General features: G+C 53.4%; 19 protein-coding genes and 1 tRNA gene. 16 read left to right on the top strand and 4 right to left on the bottom strand.

Annotation, left to right across the window (positions count from 1 at the left end; genetic code table 11):
- From FAP39_RS07115 to FAP39_RS07105, 3 genes are read right to left on the bottom strand one after another with little or no spacing between them, the layout of a single operon-like run.
- A complete protein-coding gene (locus FAP39_RS07115) occupies nt 1–582 on the bottom strand; it encodes an HD domain-containing protein (protein WP_138015708.1) in 582 nt (193 codons plus the stop codon).
- 8 nt (nt 583–590) lie between these two features.
- Nucleotides 591–824 carry a hypothetical protein gene (locus FAP39_RS07110; protein WP_138015707.1) on the bottom strand — a complete coding sequence of 78 codons (234 nt, stop codon included), beginning with the start codon at nt 822–824 and terminating at the stop codon, nt 591–593.
- Nucleotides 824–1,480, bottom strand: coding sequence for an alpha/beta hydrolase (locus FAP39_RS07105; protein WP_138015706.1), 657 nt, complete (start codon nt 1,478–1,480; stop codon nt 824–826). The genes FAP39_RS07110 and FAP39_RS07105 overlap by 1 nt, the downstream gene beginning before the upstream one ends.
- 160 nt (nt 1,481–1,640) lie before the next feature.
- Between FAP39_RS07105 and iscR the strand changes: the two genes are divergently transcribed.
- The 11 genes from iscR to FAP39_RS07050 all read left to right on the top strand — a co-directional run bounded on the left by iscR (nt 1,641) and on the right by FAP39_RS07050 (nt 9,825).
- The gene (iscR, locus tag FAP39_RS07100; RefSeq protein WP_138015705.1) at nt 1,641–2,102 is read left to right on the top strand and encodes a Fe-S cluster assembly transcriptional regulator IscR; all 462 of its coding nucleotides are present in this window, start codon (nt 1,641–1,643) and stop codon (nt 2,100–2,102) included.
- A 91-nt stretch (nt 2,103–2,193) separates the two neighbouring features.
- Nucleotides 2,194–3,237 (top strand): cysteine desulfurase family protein, encoded by a 1,044-nt coding sequence (locus tag FAP39_RS07095; RefSeq protein ID WP_138015704.1) that lies wholly within the window; start codon nt 2,194–2,196, stop codon nt 3,235–3,237.
- A gap of 17 nt (nt 3,238–3,254) precedes the next feature.
- Nucleotides 3,255–4,778: a Fe-S cluster assembly protein SufB gene (gene sufB, locus FAP39_RS07090; RefSeq protein ID WP_138015703.1), complete on the top strand. Its 1,524-nt coding sequence runs from the start codon at nt 3,255–3,257 to the stop codon at nt 4,776–4,778.
- A complete protein-coding gene (locus tag FAP39_RS07085; RefSeq protein ID WP_246058987.1) occupies nt 4,771–4,980 on the top strand; it encodes a hypothetical protein in 210 nt (69 codons plus the stop codon). The genes sufB and FAP39_RS07085 overlap by 8 nt, the downstream gene beginning before the upstream one ends.
- A 29-nt stretch (nt 4,981–5,009) precedes the next feature.
- Nucleotides 5,010–5,324 (top strand): heavy metal-binding domain-containing protein, encoded by a 315-nt coding sequence (locus FAP39_RS07080; protein WP_138015702.1) that lies wholly within the window; start codon nt 5,010–5,012, stop codon nt 5,322–5,324.
- A gap of 45 nt (nt 5,325–5,369) precedes the next feature.
- Nucleotides 5,370–6,125 carry a Fe-S cluster assembly ATPase SufC gene (sufC, locus tag FAP39_RS07075; protein ID WP_138015701.1) on the top strand — a complete coding sequence of 252 codons (756 nt, stop codon included), beginning with the start codon at nt 5,370–5,372 and terminating at the stop codon, nt 6,123–6,125.
- Nucleotides 6,125–7,414 (top strand): Fe-S cluster assembly protein SufD, encoded by a 1,290-nt coding sequence (gene sufD / locus FAP39_RS07070; protein ID WP_138015700.1) that lies wholly within the window; start codon nt 6,125–6,127, stop codon nt 7,412–7,414. The genes sufC and sufD overlap by 1 nt, the downstream gene beginning before the upstream one ends.
- Nucleotides 7,414–7,899, top strand: coding sequence for a YIP1 family protein (locus tag FAP39_RS07065; protein WP_138015699.1), 486 nt, complete (start codon nt 7,414–7,416; stop codon nt 7,897–7,899). The genes sufD and FAP39_RS07065 overlap by 1 nt, the downstream gene beginning before the upstream one ends.
- A complete protein-coding gene (locus FAP39_RS07060) occupies nt 7,896–8,477 on the top strand; it encodes a Yip1 family protein (protein WP_138015698.1) in 582 nt (193 codons plus the stop codon). Before FAP39_RS07065 ends, FAP39_RS07060 begins: the two co-directional genes overlap by 4 nt.
- A complete protein-coding gene (locus tag FAP39_RS07055; protein ID WP_138015697.1) occupies nt 8,477–9,697 on the top strand; it encodes a cysteine desulfurase in 1,221 nt (406 codons plus the stop codon). Before FAP39_RS07060 ends, FAP39_RS07055 begins: the two co-directional genes overlap by 1 nt.
- Nucleotides 9,698–9,748: 51 nt before the next feature.
- A tRNA-Arg gene (locus FAP39_RS07050) sits at nt 9,749–9,825 on the top strand.
- A 339-nt stretch (nt 9,826–10,164) separates the two neighbouring features.
- On the opposite strand, the gene FAP39_RS17755 is transcribed toward FAP39_RS07050, so the two are convergent.
- The gene (locus tag FAP39_RS17755) at nt 10,165–10,500 is read right to left on the bottom strand and encodes a thermonuclease family protein (protein WP_281280241.1); all 336 of its coding nucleotides are present in this window, start codon (nt 10,498–10,500) and stop codon (nt 10,165–10,167) included.
- A gap of 530 nt (nt 10,501–11,030) precedes the next feature.
- On the opposite strand from FAP39_RS17755, the gene FAP39_RS07040 reads away from it, so the two are divergent.
- The 5 genes from FAP39_RS07040 to FAP39_RS07020 all read left to right on the top strand — a co-directional run bounded on the left by FAP39_RS07040 (nt 11,031) and on the right by FAP39_RS07020 (nt 15,956).
- Nucleotides 11,031–12,116: an SMP-30/gluconolactonase/LRE family protein gene (locus FAP39_RS07040; RefSeq protein WP_138015695.1), complete on the top strand. Its 1,086-nt coding sequence runs from the start codon at nt 11,031–11,033 to the stop codon at nt 12,114–12,116.
- 157 nt (nt 12,117–12,273) lie between these two features.
- Nucleotides 12,274–13,524 (top strand): Hsp70 family protein, encoded by a 1,251-nt coding sequence (locus FAP39_RS07035; RefSeq protein WP_138015694.1) that lies wholly within the window; start codon nt 12,274–12,276, stop codon nt 13,522–13,524.
- 369 nt (nt 13,525–13,893) lie between these two features.
- Entirely contained in the window at nt 13,894–14,154 is a 261-nt protein-coding gene (locus FAP39_RS07030) for a spike base protein, RCAP_Rcc01079 family (RefSeq protein WP_138015693.1), read from the top strand.
- On the top strand, nt 14,154–14,366 hold the full coding sequence (locus tag FAP39_RS07025) for a hypothetical protein (RefSeq protein ID WP_138015692.1): 213 nt from the start codon (nt 14,154–14,156) through the stop codon (nt 14,364–14,366). Before FAP39_RS07030 ends, FAP39_RS07025 begins: the two co-directional genes overlap by 1 nt.
- 183 nt (nt 14,367–14,549) lie before the next feature.
- Nucleotides 14,550–15,956, top strand: coding sequence for a phage head spike fiber domain-containing protein (locus tag FAP39_RS07020; RefSeq protein ID WP_138015691.1), 1,407 nt, complete (start codon nt 14,550–14,552; stop codon nt 15,954–15,956).
- Nucleotides 15,957–15,968 lie beyond the last annotated feature (12 nt).

Below are 15,968 nucleotides of genomic sequence, written 5' to 3'. Positions count from 1 at the left end.
TTAGGTGTTTTGATCAAACCATGCTTTGATGCGGGATTGAAGGTGGCGCCAGATTGCAGGTGCGCCTTTGGCCACTTTGACACCAACCCGCGTTTCAAGCTGTTCCGGCGTGACGTTGAATTCCGGCCATGTGCCACCGCCGGTTTCCAGATTGCAAATCACCGGCTGTACGCGGTCAATGGATTTGGCAAAGATCGCATCGTCGCTTTGGGCCGCTTCGAATTCATCCCAAAGGGCGCGAAACGTGTCACGTTGATCCGCAGGCAGCAGCCCAAAGATGCGATCTGCGGCGGCCTGTTCGATGGCTTCCATGGCAGCGACATCATAGTCCCCATGAATGGGGGTATCTCCCGCGTCGATTTCGACAAGATCGTGGATCAATAACATCTTGATGACGCGATCCACATTCACGGGCTTAATGGCATGTTCCGCCATCACCATGGCATAAAGCGCGATATGCCAACTGTGTTCGCCAGAGTTTTCGCGCCGCGAGCCATTCAGAATACGCGTGGCCCGCAACACGTTTTTTAGTCCATCGGCCTCGTTCAAAAAGGCCATCTGTTGAGAGATGCGATCGCTCATGACAAAACTCAGCCTTGTAATTTGGCTGTGACGTCCTTGATCCGTTGATCCAAGAAATCACGCGCCTTGCGCTCTGCCAATCGCACCCGCACCTCGGTCAAAAACGCCTCTTCCAGAGATTGAGAGGCGGCGGCGAGCACGTCGCCGACCTCTACATAGAGGCGTTCTTGCCCAATCGCGTCCTGAATCTCGAGCACATCTGACGCAAGCTTGGCCGAGAGCGTTTCGATCGTTCCAGACATCAGCGGGTGTTTTCAGTCAGGCGGCGCTTAACATAGGTCGACACGTTGCCGATCATTGTATCCATGGTTTCTTCGGTTTCAAAGAAGTGACCAGCGCCATCAATTTCCTGATGCGTGACGGTGATGCCTTTTTGCTCGTGCAGCTTATTCACCAGTGTGGTGGTGTCTGCCGGAGGCGCGACACGGTCGTTCACGCCGTTGATGACCAACCCAGAGCTTGGGCAAGGCGCCAAGAACGAGAAATCATACATGTTGGCAGGTGGTGACACCGAAATGAACCCGGTGATTTCAGGGCGTCGCATCAACAGTTGCATGCCGATCCATGCTCCAAACGAAAATCCTGCAACCCAGCAGTGCTTGGAGTTGGTGTTCATCGACTGCAAGTAATCCAGTGCGGATGCCGCATCAGACAATTCGCCAACGCCTTGGTCATATTCGCCTTGGCTGCGTCCGACACCGCGGAAATTAAAGCGCAGTACGGTAAAGCCCATATTGTAGAACGCATAGTGGAGGTTGTAGACCACTTTGTTGTTCATCGTACCACCGAATTGTGGATGCGGATGCAGCACAATGGCAATGGGGGCGTCTTTTTCTTTTTGTGGGTGATAGCGGCCTTCAAGGCGGCCTTCGGGTCCTGGGAAAATGACCTCGGGCATGTGTGTCCCTGTCTCCTGAGAATTGGTGCGAAGCTATTCTTGACGAATTCCCTCAGACACCTTAGAACGGTTCTAACATTTATCCGGCATATGCCGGTAGCGCTGTTAGCGGCTTAATCTGTGCAGCGCCTAACGTCAATCTTTTCGCTTGGGGGCGCGCATGAAACTGTCGACCAAAGGACGCTATGCTGTTGTTGCGTTGGCTGATATTGCGCTGCACCCTGTTGATGAACTGGTGACGCTGTCCGATATTTCCAAGCGTCAGGACATTTCATTGCCGTATCTTGAGCAACTTTTTGTCAAGCTGCGCCGTGCTGGATTGGTGGAATCGGTGCGCGGACCCGGCGGCGGATATCGTTTGGCGCAATCGACATCGGACATTCGCATTGTTGATGTGCTTGCGGCTGTCGATGAAACAGTGTCCGCACTTCATACCGGAGCGGGGGCAACAGGTGGCTCGAGTGGGTCGCGGGCACAATCCATGGCCAACCGCCTTTGGGAGGGCCTGTCTGCACACGTCTATGTGTTTTTGCATCAAACCCGCCTGTCTGATGTCGTGACCAATGAGTTGGCCCCATGCCCTGCGGTGCCATCCTTGTTTTCTGTGGTTGATGACGAATGACGGTGCTGGCTTCTCATTCTCTCGTTTGTGCATTGGTACGGTTGCGGGCTGACGCCTTTTTGTCATCTGTGCGGATCAAGAGAACCTAGTCATGGCGCGTGTGTATCTGGATCATAATGCGACCACGCCCCTGCGTGCCCAAGCGCGGGAAGCCATGATTGCGGCGATGGATGTGGTTGGAAATCCGTCCAGCGTGCATGCGGAAGGGCGTAAGGCCAAATCAGTATTGGAACGCGCGCGCTCGGATGTGGCCAGCGCCTTTGGCGCGGATGGGGCGGATGTCATATTTACGGGCTCAGCGACCGAGTCTGCGGCGCTTGCCTTGGCGGGGCGCGGATTGCATGCGGCTGATATCGAACATGACGCCGTGGGTGCGTGGGTGACTGCGGATATTGCTGTGGGTCAGGATGGCGCTGTTGTGGTGCCTCGTCCGCAGGAAAGCTGTGTTCAACTGGCCAATTCCGAAACTGGCATTGTGCAAACTTTGCCTCAGGGTCTCGCCGTCAGCGACATGACGCAAGCGTTTGGCAAAATCCCCCTGTCGTTCAACTGGACAGGCGCGCAGATGGCCTTGGTCTCTGCGCACAAGCTGGGTGGCCCCAAAGGCATCGGAGCTTTGGTTGTGACGCGCGGCACCGATGTGCGCGCCCAAATCAAGGGCGGTGGTCAGGAAATGGGTCGCAGATCTGGCACCGAAAACGTGATTGGGGCCGCAGGTTTTGCGGCGGCAGCCACGGCGGCAGCACAGGATTTGGCCAATGGGGTTTGGGATCGGGTTGCAACTTTGCGCGATTTGCTCGAAGACGCTCTTGTGTCACAGGCGCCAGACACCATTTTTATAGGGACGGCTGGCACCCGTTTGCCCAACACCTTGTGTCTTGCGACATCTGGTTGGAAAGGGGAAACGCAGGTGATGCAGATGGATTTGGCCGGCTATGCGATTTCAGCAGGCTCTGCCTGTTCGTCAGGCAAAGTGCGCGCCAGCCGCGTGTTGCGGGCGATGGGATATGCGGACGATGTCGCGGCAGGCGCGATTAGGGTTTCCTTGGGACCCGAGACAACAGAACAGGACGTATTGGGTTTTGCCGACGCGTGGCTGACACAATACCGGAAATACCGCGCCCGCGCGGCGTGAGCGAACAGGAGATAACCATGGCCAGTTTGGACCAGACCGAAGTCAAAGAAGGTGTCGATCAAGATACCGTAGACGCCGTCCGAGAGGTTGGTGGAAAATACAAGTACGGCTGGGAAACCGATATCGAAATGGAATATGCCCCAAAGGGTCTTTCCGAAGATATCGTGCGCCTGATTTCATCCAAGAATGAAGAACCCGAATGGATGACCGAATGGCGGCTTGAAGCATACCGTCGTTGGTTGTCTCTGAGTGAACCAGATTGGGCGATGCTGGACTATCCGGAAATTGATTTTCAGGATCAGTATTATTATGCGCGCCCCAAATCGATGGAGGAAAAACCCAAGTCACTGGACGAGGTAGATCCAAAGCTGTTGGCGACCTATGAAAAGCTTGGTATCCCTCTGAAAGAACAGATGATTTTGGCCGGAGTGGAAGGTGCGGAAGACGCACCTGCCGAAGGCCGCAAAGTTGCTGTGGATGCTGTGTTTGACTCGGTGTCGGTTGGGACCACCTTTCAAGAAGAGCTTAAGGCAGCGGGCGTCATCTTTTGCTCGATTTCCGAAGCCATTCGCGAGCACCCAGAGTTGGTCAAGAAATACCTCGGGTCTGTGGTTCCAGTCAGTGACAACTATTACGCGACGCTTAACAGCGCTGTGTTCTCAGATGGTTCGTTTGTCTATGTCCCGCCGGGCGTGCGTTGCCCAATGGAGCTGAGCACCTATTTCCGCATTAACGCGGAAAACACGGGCCAGTTCGAGCGGACCCTGATTATTGCCGACAAAGGCAGCTATGTGTCTTATCTAGAGGGCTGTACCGCTCCTAAACGCGATATTTCGCAATTGCATGCCGCTGTTGTCGAAATTGTCATCGAAGAAGATGCCGAGGTGAAATACTCGACCGTTCAAAACTGGTATCCCGGTGATGAAGAAGGCAAAGGTGGCATCTATAACTTTGTGACAAAACGTGCGGATTGCCGTGGGGATCGCGCCAAGGTCATGTGGACACAGGTCGAAACCGGATCAGCGGTGACGTGGAAATACCCATCTTGTGTTTTGCGCGGCGACGATAGCCAAGGCGAATTTTACTCGATCGCGATCACCAACCACTATCAGCAAGCTGATACTGGGACCAAGATGATCCATTTGGGCAAAAACACCAAATCGCGCATTGTGTCCAAAGGCATTTCTGCGGGACGCGCGCAGAACACGTATCGCGGATTGGTGTCGATGCACCCCAAGGCAAAAAATGGTCGGAATTACACGCAGTGTGACAGTTTGCTGATCGGCGATAAATGTGGTGCGCACACCGTGCCCTATATCGAGGTCAAGAATAACTCGGCACGGGTCGAGCACGAAGCAACCACATCCAAGGTGGATGACGAGCAAATGTTCTATTGCCGCCAGCGTGGCATGGGTGAAGAAGAGGCCGTGGCCTTGATCGTCAATGGCTTTGCCAAAGAGGTGCTTCAGGCACTGCCAATGGAATTTGCCATGGAAGCCCAAGCCCTTGTGGCGATTTCGTTGGAGGGATCTGTTGGATAATCAGCCCAAGCAACCTTTGTCGGTCAAGATCGATGGATGGCTTCCGTATGCTTTGCCCGTGCTGGGCGGACTGTTGGGCGTATCATATGTGAATATGGTGCTCCAAGCATTCGTGAACCCCGTTCTGGCGATTGTCATCGGCGTTGTTGCAGGGCGGATTTTGGCCTTTGGGATCGGTAAATTGCTGAGACCCAAAAGATAGGCCAAACAGATGATGTGTGGAGACCAAGAATGATTATTACGACAACACCTTCGATCGAAGGTCGCCAGATTGCCGACTATAAGGGGATCGTGGTGGGCGAGGCCATCATGGGCGCAAATGTTGTGCGCGATGTTTTTGCCTCTATCACCGATATCGTTGGGGGCCGCTCGGGGGCCTATGAAAGTAAGTTGCAGGATGCACGCGACACGGCCTTGAGAGAACTTGAGGAGCGCGCTCAGGCACTGAATGCCGAAGCGGTGGTCGGCGTGGATCTTGATTATGAAGTTGTGGGTGGATCGATGCTGATGGTGTCTGCCAGCGGCACAGCGGTCACTTTGAAATAGACGATCAGAGCTGCGGCTCTGAATGGAAGCGCGAAGGAATTAAAGATGTTGGAAATCAAAGGCCTGAAGGTCAAACTTGAAGAAGAAGACAAGCAGATCCTCAAAGGGGTGGATTTGACGGTAGAAGCCGGAAAAGTTCACGCCATTATGGGGCCGAATGGGTCTGGGAAATCTACGTTGTCATACGTGCTGTCTGGGCGCGATGGCTATGAAGTCACCGACGGTACGGCATCATTGGATGGCGAAGACTTGCTTGATATGGAAGCCGAAGATCGCGCAGCTGCCGGGCTGTTTTTGGCATTTCAATATCCGGTCGAAATCCCTGGTGTCGGTAATATGACATTCTTGCGGACGGCTGTGAACGCGCAACGCAAGGCGCGCGGCGAAGAAGAAATGTCGGCAGGTGAATTCCTCAAGGTGGTACGTGCCAAGGCCAAGACCCTTAAAATCGATGCGGATATGCTCAAGCGTCCGGTGAACGTGGGTTTTTCGGGCGGCGAGAAAAAGCGGAACGAAATTCTGCAAATGGCGATGCTCGAGCCACGCATGTGCATTCTGGATGAAACAGACTCGGGCTTGGACGTAGACGCCATGAAGCTGGTGTCCGAGGGCGTCAACGCGCTGCGCTCGGAAGGGCGAGGGTTCCTTGTGATTACACACTATCAGCGTCTTCTTGATCATATCAAACCAGACGTCGTGCACATCATGGCAGATGGCCGGATCATCAAAACAGGTGGTCCTGAGCTGGCGTTGGAAGTTGAGCAGAACGGATATGCCGACATTTTGGCGGAGATGGCGTAATGGCATTAACCCAACCCAAAATTGACGCCACCGAGGCGCGACTTGCCGCGCTGGCGGTTCCGTCAGGCGCAAGCTGGATGGTCGACGCACGATCTGATGCCGTTGCAAGAGTGCGCGCGATGGGATTGCCCGCGCGTCGCGATGAATACTGGCGCTATACCAGACCGGATTCACTGATCCAGACCGAGGCACCGCAAGCTGCCCTGTTTGAGGGGGAGGAAACTCCGGTTTTTGGTGGGTTCGACCGTCTTAAGGTCGTGTTCGTGGATGGTGTGTTTGACCCAGAGGCGTCTGACGCGCTCGAAGGGGAAAACCTGAGCATCGAGCGTTTGAGTGATGTCGCACAAGCCGATATCCATTGGGCCAAAGATCTGTTTGGTGTGTTGGAAACCAATGGCCAAACACCTGTTGAGCGCCCGCTTGCCGCATTGAACACAGCCTTTGCCACCGATGGTGTTGTGATCCGGGCGACGGGTGTTGTCAGCAAACCCGTAAGCCTGATTTATATCCATAAATCAGAGACATCTGATGCGATGCTACACCACGTGATCAAAGTTGACGACGGTGCAGAATTGACGATTTTGGAAAACGGTCCGGCTGCGGCACGGTTTAACAAAGTCATGGAAATCGATGTTGCCGACAACGCAGGTTTTCATCACATTCGGGCGCAAGGCCGCGATCACGAGCGTCGCGCCGTGACACATATGTTCGCGCGTTTGGGTACGCAAAGTACCTTTAAGAGCTTTACCTTGACTGTGAACGGCAAAATGACACGCAATGAATGTGTGATCGAGTTGACCGGCGACGATGCGATTGCACATGTGGCTGGGTCTGCTCTTGGGGATGGGGATTTCCATCATGATGACACCGTGTTCATCACCCATGATGCCGAACGTTGCGAGAGCCGACAGGTTTTCAAAAAGGTGCTGCGGAATGGTGCTACGGGCGTGTTTCAGGGCAAAATCCTTGTAAAGCAGGGCGCTCAGAAAACTGATGGGTATCAAATCAGCCAGTCATTGCTTTTGGATGATGACAGCCAGTTCTATGCCAAACCAGAGCTGGAAATTTATGCGGATGACGTGATTTGTTCGCACGGCTCTACCACTGGTGCAATTGACGAAGAGGCGATGTTTTATCTTCGCGCCCGCGGGGTTCCCCATGGGATCGCGACAGATTTGTTGACGCTGGCCTTTTTGGCAGAGGCGGTTGATGAAATCGAAAACCAAGAGTTGGCTGACGAGATTTCTAACCGTCTTGAGGGGTGGTTGACTCGCCGTCGCGCTGGCTGATGTCTGTCGTTCAGGATATGTTTGCGACCTATCGCGGGCCTCACAAAGTTGTGGCCCGCCTTTTGGCCATGGGAGAGCGTGAAGATCGCGCGCTCATTATCCTTATGGCGGCGTGTGGTACCGTGTTTATCGCTCAATGGCCGAGAATTGCGCGCGAAGCGCATATGACGGGTCAAGAGCTGAACCCGATGCTGGGCGGCGCGCTGTTGGGTTGGATTTTCATTGCCCCGCTGATTTTCTATGCGTTGGCTTTTATCAGCCAAATTTTGCTGCGCGCTTTTGGTCAAAAATTGACTGGATTTAGCGCTCGGATTGCTCTGTTTTGGGCGTTTTTGGCATCGGCGCCGCTGTTGCTGATGCGCGGCCTCGTGGCAGGCTTTCTGGGTAAGGGCATGGGGTTGAGCACGGTTGATTTGATTTGGGTCGTGATCTTTATGTGGTTCTGGATTGCAGGCTTGGTTCAAGCGGGCAGGGGGCAAGGATGACGGACGTTCTCAAGGCACTGTTTGTTCAAACGATTGTAGCGCCCGCAGATGCGGCGCGCATGTTGATGGGGCTTGGTTTGCGGCGGGAAACCGGTTGGACCATTCTTGTTTTGGCATGTGTTCTCAATACATTGGCCTATTTTGTATCGACGACGTTGTTTCCCATCCCACCAGAATTCTCTCTCCCGCTACTGGCATCTCCTGGCCTTGTCCTTGTGCTGTTGTTTTCGGTGATGGTCGTCACGGTGTTCATGTTGTTTTGGACAGGACGTGCGCTTAAGGGCACGGCTGCGTTTGGTGATATCCTGATTATGATCGGGTGGCTTCAGTTTATGCGCTTGGCGGTACAGGTGGTTGCGCTGGTGTTGATGATCATTTTGCCGGGTGTTGCAGGTCTGTTTGCCATGGCAACTGGGTTGTATGGCATCTGGATTTTGGTGAATTTTGTGAATGTGGCCCACGGGTTTGATGCATTGGGCAAATCGTTTCTCATGTTGGTCTTATCCGTTTTGGGTATGACCATGGGTCTGTCAGTGATCTTGTCGCTGATCGGCGTGACCGCAATAGGAATACTGTAATGTACGACGTCGCAAAAATTCGCGAAGATTTCCCGATTTTAGGCCGTGAGGTCAACGGCAAGCCGCTTGTGTATCTGGACAATGGGGCGTCGGCACAAAAGCCGCGACAGGTCATTGACGCGATCACACAGGCGTATGCGATGGAATATGCCAATGTGCATCGGGGACTGCATTATCTGTCAAATTTGGCCACCGACAAATACGAAGCTGTCCGCGGCACAATTGCGCGATTTTTGAACGCGAAAACCGAAGACGAGATCGTTTTGAATTCTGGCACCACCGAAGGCATCAACATGGTGGCTTATGGCTGGGCGATGCCGCGCTTGCAGGCAGGCGATGAAATTTTGCTGTCGGTGATGGAACATCATGCCAATATTGTGCCTTGGCACTTTCTCAGAGAGCGTCAGGGCGTTGTTCTCAAGTGGGTGGATGTAGATGCCAATGGCGCGTTGGACCCCCAAGCCGTCTTGGATGCGATCACGCCAAATACCAAGCTGGTCGCGATCACGCAGTGTTCGAATGTGTTGGGAACGGTTGTCGATGTCAAAACCATCACCGAGGGGGCCCACGCCAAGGGTGTTCCAGTGTTGGTTGATGGATCACAGGGTGCTGTGCATATGCCCGTCGATGTTCAAGATATTGGATGTGATTTCTACGCGATCACGGGTCACAAGCTTTATGGTCCGTCAGGGTCAGGCGCGATCTATGTCAAACAAGAGCGCATGGCCGAGATGCGCCCGTTCCTTGGTGGGGGCGATATGATCAAGGAAGTCAGCAAAGACGCAGTGGTGTATAATGATCCACCGATGATGTTCGAGGCTGGCACGCCGGGGATTGTTCAGACAATCGGTCTTGGGGTTGCGCTCGAGTATATGATGGATGTCGGTATGGAAAACATTGCCGCGCATGAAAGCATCTTGCGTGACTATGCTGTGCAGCGCCTTGGCGGACTGAACTGGATTTCCGTGCAGGGGCAAACACCTGACAAGGCTGCGATCTTTAGCTTTTCCATGCAAGGGGCGGCACATGCGCATGATGTGTCGACGATTCTTGACAAAAAGGGTGTGGCTGTCCGTGCTGGGCATCACTGTGCTGGCCCGTTGATGGACCATCTGGGTGTATCCGCGACCTGTCGCGCCTCATTTGGCATGTACAATACAGTTGAAGAAGTTGATGTCTTGATTGATGCGCTCGAGTTGGCGCACGAACTGTTTGCATAACGTAAAATAGAGATTGCGGGGCGTCGCACGTCTGGCTATACCCCGCAACAGGCACCCATAGCTCAGCTGGATAGAGCGCTGCCCTCCGAAGGCAGAGGCCATAGGTTCGAATCCTATTGGGTGCACCATAAATTTCCCATTAAAAACAATCGGTTGCTTTGGCCCCTAGTATTTCGGGTTTTGTCTGTTTTTGTGACTCGTAACAGATTGCGATCACAATCGCCGTTTTTCTACGGCTTTTCGTGTCGAATCCATGTGATCTGGAGCGTGGTGATCGCACAGATTTTCGATGGTTTAGGGGCACCGTTAATGCAATGGCTTGTCTGCAGTCCTTACCTTGTGGTTCCAGAGAGCACCGCATCATAGTGGCTGTTGTCAAAACCCTCGGTCCGCGTGCGATAGATGTCTAGGTGCTATGGCAGCGTACAGCGCCAAATGCCGATTAGTGGCAGACGGCTGGGTACAAATCATTGTTCCTGGCGAGATTCAAATTTTTTCCAAACATGCATCCGCCCTTTCTGACGGGCATCCGCGAGCCAAAGCTTTTTGCGCGCGTCTGTTGTCTCCAAGCTCGCGTATCGTCCCCCCGAAAATTTTGGCCAATCAATCGCCAACCCTTGCTTCACCATTTCGGCTGAAAGGTCTCGTCCATCTGGAAGGTAACAATGCGCGACCGTGCGGCCATACTCATCTTCATCAGATATTTTGGCCGTGATAGTTTGATCTTTGCACAGTTTATGCAAAGCCCATTTCGCCTTTTTCCCATAAGGATGATTTAACTCAGGCGCATCCACGCCAAACAAGCGGATCTGCGTATTTTTGATTTTGATTGTATCGCCATCGGTCACATATGCCGAACCTGTCAGAACACGTTCTTCATGAACTGACTTGGCGCTTTGCGCATCGAACGGCTGGGTTTCACCTTTAGGTCTGGTGATAGGGGCGGGCCGAGATGGCGCGGATCGGGGCTTGGTCGAATGTGGTGGGGGCGCATCGTTGCTTGATTGCCTTAATAGAAAGGCAAATACCACTATTCCAACTATGACAATAAGGCCCAAAAATAGGGCCATGACTTCACCTCCATCTTGCAATCAACGTTTCCAAGGTCCCGGTGATGGCACTATGGCGTTTTATAAATTGTGTTTTTTTGTTGTGGCCTCGGTTGAATATTTTCCAAAGTGCCCCCGCAATCGTATCTGGTGTTGTGTGGTCGTCAAGAATGGAGACGAAATTTCCGCATAAGAGTGGGAATACACTTGATCCATGAAACCACATCGGCAACGTGTAATGGGGTTGGCCCATTCGGGACTGGCGACAGCAAGGAGGCGCAGCAGTGAAGAAAATTCTTGGTGTATCGGGGGCGGCAATCATTGGATTGGTGGCTTATCTTGCCTTTTGGCCTGTATCCGTACGACCTGTCGCGTGGGAGGCGCCAGAGAATGCCGGGTATTCTGGGGATTTTGCGGTAAATGAACGGCTTGCGAAACTTGAGCTGATCCGTTTGAACGGCCGAATTGGGCCGGAAGATGCCGATATCGGACCAGACGGGTTTATCTATGCGGCCACCCATGACGGTGAAATTTTGCGTATTGGACCGGATGGCAAGGTAAGTTCGTTTGCCCAAACCAATGGGCGACCTTTGGGGCTTGAGTTTGCCAAGGACGGCACGCTTTATGTTGCAGATGCCTATCTTGGATTGCTGGCAGTCGATCGGAATGGTCAGATTACAGTGCTTACCAATCAGGTCGATGATGGCAGCCCAATCCTTTATGCGGATGACGTCGATATCGCAGCGGATGGCGCTGTGTACTTTTCGGATGCCTCGACCCGCTTTGGGGCGCAGGCCAACGGGGGGACGTTACCAGCGTCGGTATTGGATTTGGTCGAACATTCGGCAAACGGGCGTATTTTGAAATATGACCCCGTGTCAGGAAAAACGACAATCTTTGTCGATGGTTTGACGTTTGCCAATGGTGTCGCCGTCAATGACGCCAGTGACGCGGTGTATGTGGTTGAAACGGGCGCCTATAGCATTTGGCGTTTCCCGCTGGATGGCAGCGCGGGGCAGGTCGTCTTGGAAAACCTGCCGGGATTTCCCGACAATATAAATAATGCGCCGGATGGCACATTCTGGGTGGGCCTTGTCAGTCCGCGAAATGCGATCATGGACAATTTGTCTGGAAAGCCGTTTCTGCGGCGTGTCTTGATGCGTCTGCCGGATGCGATGAAACCCGCACCTACGCGGTATGGCTTTGTCCTGCGGATGGACGCAGAGGGTCAGGTGATCGAAACGCTTCAGGATCCCGCGGGACATTATGCGCTGACGACTGGGGCGGTTACGCTTCCGGATGGGCGTCTTGCCGTGACATCCTTGACCGAAAGCTCGCTCGGCTTGCTGGATTATCAGGACGGAAACTGACCTTATATCGCGCGGCAACGGGGGTGTTATTCTCAGGCTATTGTGGATCGCGCCGAGACGTGTGCGGCCTCACTTTGTATTTTCGCGCTTGCTGGTTGACGCATAGAATAGGTGGCTCTAAAGACACCGTCTTGTTTAACGTGCGGGAGACGACGGTATGGCCAAGCATGGACCGGTTCTGGGTATAGATTTCGGCACGTCGAATTCGGCGGCTGGATATTTTAGAGATGGTTCGCCACATCTGGTTACGTTCCCGACAGGGGAGGCCACGATGCCAACCACGTTCTTTTTTGATTTTGAAACACGCAAAACCTTGATTGGCGCGCCTGCCAATCAAGCGCTGTTAAACGGGGAAGACGGACGGTTCATGCGGGCGCTCAAGCGGGTGTTGGGCACCAGTTTGATGCATGAAAAACGTCAGATCCTGAACGAGAGTGTCACCTTTGTGGACATTATCGCCCGCTTTCTGCGTCAAATCAAAGCCTGCGCAGAAGCAGATGCGGGCGTTACATTTGACCGCGTCTTGTCTGGTCGGCCTGTGGTCTTTCATGGTGCGCATGATCCGCGCGAAGATCAGGCGGAAGCGGACCTTAAGCAGTGTTACTTGGCCGCTGGGTTTTCCGATGTCCGTTTTCTGCCCGAGCCAGAGGCTGCTGCGCTTGCAAGCGGGGCCAATGATGCCAAATCAGAGCTTGGGTTGATCGTAGATATCGGCGGCGGGACATCAGATTTTTCAGTGTTTCGGACGGCTGTCGACGGGATCGAAATTTTGGCCAATCACGGGGTGCGTATTGGCGGGACGGATTTTGACCGTGCCATAAGCATCGACCAAGTTATGCCAATGTTTGGAAAAGGCACCGATTTGCGCAAGGTGATCGGAGCAGGTCTATCGCCTGTGCCCAATGCAATGTTTCATGATTTGGCCACATGGGAGCGCATCCCGTTTTTATACACGGGGCAAAATCGTCGACAGGTTGCCGAGATGGAACGCCTCGCGCAGGAGCCGGAAAAGCTGGCGCGCTTGGCCAGCGTCTTGGAAGACGAGCTTGGGCATGATGTCGCGTTTGCGGTCGAGCGCGGGAAAATCGCCGCAAATGCACAGGGCGCGATCGGTCATATTGATCTGGGTCTTGTTGAAAAGGGGCTAAGCTGGGATGTGACGCATGATACCATGACGGCCTGTCTTGCCACCTATGCACAAGAGTTGCGTGAGGGTGCGATCGAAACTGTGGCGTGCGCAGGTGTTGATGTCACCGACATTGATCGCGTGGTGTATGTTGGCGGTTCAAGCATGATGTCGGTGGTTTCCGAGGCCATGACATCCGAGTTTCCGAAAGCGTCGCATAGCTTTAGAGATGTGTTCACGGCTGTGACCAGTGGATTGGCAATCGCCGCCGGGCGTTTGTAAGGCGCGATTGCGTGAGACGCTCACGACATCCTGCAACACGGATTTTGATTTGAAGCGCCATCTCCGAGGGCGGCGCGTTAACCCTTTGTACGGGCTGGCACGCTCGATTTACCCTGATTTATCTTAAGCGTCATCTACGTCGGAGATTTTCATTCAGGCACATGTGGTCGCCCATGGCCCAAAAATTTCACCCCAAAAATATGTGTGCGTCAGGCAATGATGCGCCTGATTTCGGCTTGCTGTTCTACGCAGGTTGGAACCGTTGGATGGATGCTTGAGTCGATTTGATCCTGCACTGAACGTACAGACGGACCTCAGATCGAGATATCTGAGCACTTTATATCAATCTGGAAATAGGAGACCGCACCGATGTCTAATTTCGGCGCCTACACAAACTTGCCCATTGGCCCAGCGCGCAATTTGGTACCAGTTGTCCCCAGCGACACCAGTGATCTGCCTAAGGGCGCGTATTTTTTGCGGTGTACCCAACCGGGTGCGCTGCGCATTACGACAGGATCTGGTGATATTCTGGATACCGAGATGTTTTACAAAGGTGAGTTTTTGCCTTGCGATGTCAGACGTGTGCATGCGACGGGAACCACCGCACACTTCGAAGCCGGAGAACTTTGATGATCGGGGCGGGCATTCAGCTGTTTCATGCAGGATTGGGTGCAATCGCAGGAATGGATACCGTAAACGGGCATTCCCCCACACTTGTTTTGGATTTTGAAACATCCACCTTCCGGCGCGGCCATGTCGTCGCAAGTGAGTTCAAGCAAGGGGGCGATTGGCCAAATCTGGTTCTCGACTTTGAGCACAACACAGTTGTGATCAGGTCCTAGGGCTCTGCGCCCGAGAGATGGGTGTCGCTTGCCAGCATTAGCTGGAAAACATCATTACTATTGGAGGTCGATCAATGCCATTTGATACGATGCAAGTAGCATGATTTTCTGAATTCAGCGCGCACGACGGGACAAACTGTCTTGGACAGCGATGGAAAGTTGAAATGGGCGTTGCACAATTATTTGAGAGATTCATCAAATGTTGGATCGCAAAACTGGACGCTCAGTGACGCCACGATCCATGTATCTCAGGTGCTCGCACCTGATGGAAGTGGTTCAGTCGTTGTTCCCGAAGTAAATGTCGGAAACTATAAAGGGGTGCGTGACGCAAACTATCCTTTCAAGGATGGCATCAAATACATGTTCAAAATTGTAGTGCGACCAGTGGGATACGCCGTGATGCAATTTACGCTGATTGGTGGGGTCGGACGGCTGGCTGTGGACGTGATCACCGGGAGTTTCGAGCATTATAGCAATTCAGGGATCGGCGACCCGCAGGTGACCGCATTACCCAACGGGTTTTACGAGGTGAGTTTTTCGGTGTTGTCCACTAGCGGAAATACAACGCCATATATGGGATGTGCTCCGGCTTTGGGGGACCCAGCGGGTATGGTGGCATCCGATGGGGTTTCAGGTATGCAAATGGCGATGCCCCGCGTGTATCGGTGTGATCTGGCCGGGATGCAAACTTGCCCGAACGGTTCAGATTATGTTGCGACATCCGGCTCGTCTGTGTTCCACGTCGGCCGATCGTATTCTGGTCAAGGTCAATGTATGGGGCTTCAGGTATATGGCGCGTCGACAAACCGTTTGCTGTCGTCAGGTGATGTTGCCAATGGAAGCTATTGGGGCATTTCAGGTGCAAGCCTGGCAGCCAGTGAGGTTGAGGGCCCGACCGGAGACACTCCGGTTATCATGAGCGCAACAGGTGTGAGCGGTAGTCCAAAATACGTCACCCAAACACCGGCGTCGTCAATTAACGCTGCCAAATCCATAAGTTTCCTCGTCAAACGTGGCACGCACCATATTGTTCAGATTCTCGAAACGTCTACGGCCCTGATGTATGCGAATTTTGATCTCTTGAATGGCGTCGTCGGTGCTGTTGGCACAGGCAGCATAGCACAGATCGTGGCTGTGGGAGATGGGTGGTACTGGTGCCATGTCTCTGCGGATATTCCCTCAGCGAATGCTGTCAGGTTGTATATGGTGGATACAATCGATGCTGGCTTTGCGGCAGCTTCGGTTACAACCGGAACCATCAGTATCGCCGCTGCACAGCTTGAAGCAGGGCTGACCCCGACACCATATATTCCGACCAAGGATGTGGCCGTCTCTCGTGGTAAGGATTTGATCTCCCTAAATGCGGATGAATTCGAGTACCATCCCGCAGAAGGGACGCTGGTTGCAGAATTTCAGGCTGGTACAGATGACACTTCGGCATCGCAAAACTACATTGTGTCACTGAACGACATGACCGGTGATCATCGGATGGCGGCGTATCGTGATGGGGCGTCTGGCTATCTTTACCTAAGATCTGCAGGGGTAGACCAAGGACAAGTACAGGGGTCAGCAACGCTGAATACTGGATAATTCTCAAAAGCG

It is taken from the genome of Shimia litoralis, from assembly GCF_005518135.1.
GTDB classification, from domain to species: domain Bacteria; phylum Pseudomonadota; class Alphaproteobacteria; order Rhodobacterales; family Rhodobacteraceae; genus Shimia_E; species Shimia_E litoralis.
This window is presented reverse-complemented; position numbering and strand designations above follow the sequence as displayed.

What these genes read in the sequence shown, in the direction of transcription:
- FAP39_RS07115 (WP_138015708.1), bottom strand. Translation starts at nt 582, where the DNA reads ATGAGCGATCGCATCTCTCAACAGATGGCCTTTTTGAACGAGGCCGAT.
- FAP39_RS07110 (WP_138015707.1), bottom strand. Translation starts at nt 824, where the DNA reads ATGTCTGGAACGATCGAAACGCTCTCGGCCAAGCTTGCGTCAGATGTG.
- FAP39_RS07105 (WP_138015706.1), bottom strand. Translation starts at nt 1,480, where the DNA reads ATGCCCGAGGTCATTTTCCCAGGACCCGAAGGCCGCCTTGAAGGCCGC.
- iscR (WP_138015705.1), top strand. Translation starts at nt 1,641, where the DNA reads ATGAAACTGTCGACCAAAGGACGCTATGCTGTTGTTGCGTTGGCTGAT.
- FAP39_RS07095 (WP_138015704.1), top strand. Translation starts at nt 2,194, where the DNA reads ATGGCGCGTGTGTATCTGGATCATAATGCGACCACGCCCCTGCGTGCC.
- sufB (WP_138015703.1), top strand. Translation starts at nt 3,255, where the DNA reads ATGGCCAGTTTGGACCAGACCGAAGTCAAAGAAGGTGTCGATCAAGAT.
- FAP39_RS07080 (WP_138015702.1), top strand. Translation starts at nt 5,010, where the DNA reads ATGATTATTACGACAACACCTTCGATCGAAGGTCGCCAGATTGCCGAC.
- sufC (WP_138015701.1), top strand. Translation starts at nt 5,370, where the DNA reads ATGTTGGAAATCAAAGGCCTGAAGGTCAAACTTGAAGAAGAAGACAAG.
- sufD (WP_138015700.1), top strand. Translation starts at nt 6,125, where the DNA reads ATGGCATTAACCCAACCCAAAATTGACGCCACCGAGGCGCGACTTGCC.
- FAP39_RS07065 (WP_138015699.1), top strand. Translation starts at nt 7,414, where the DNA reads ATGTCTGTCGTTCAGGATATGTTTGCGACCTATCGCGGGCCTCACAAA.
- FAP39_RS07060 (WP_138015698.1), top strand. Translation starts at nt 7,896, where the DNA reads ATGACGGACGTTCTCAAGGCACTGTTTGTTCAAACGATTGTAGCGCCC.
- FAP39_RS07055 (WP_138015697.1), top strand. Translation starts at nt 8,477, where the DNA reads ATGTACGACGTCGCAAAAATTCGCGAAGATTTCCCGATTTTAGGCCGT.
- FAP39_RS07035 (WP_138015694.1), top strand. Translation starts at nt 12,274, where the DNA reads ATGGCCAAGCATGGACCGGTTCTGGGTATAGATTTCGGCACGTCGAAT.
- FAP39_RS07030 (WP_138015693.1), top strand. Translation starts at nt 13,894, where the DNA reads ATGTCTAATTTCGGCGCCTACACAAACTTGCCCATTGGCCCAGCGCGC.
- FAP39_RS07025 (WP_138015692.1), top strand. Translation starts at nt 14,154, where the DNA reads ATGATCGGGGCGGGCATTCAGCTGTTTCATGCAGGATTGGGTGCAATC.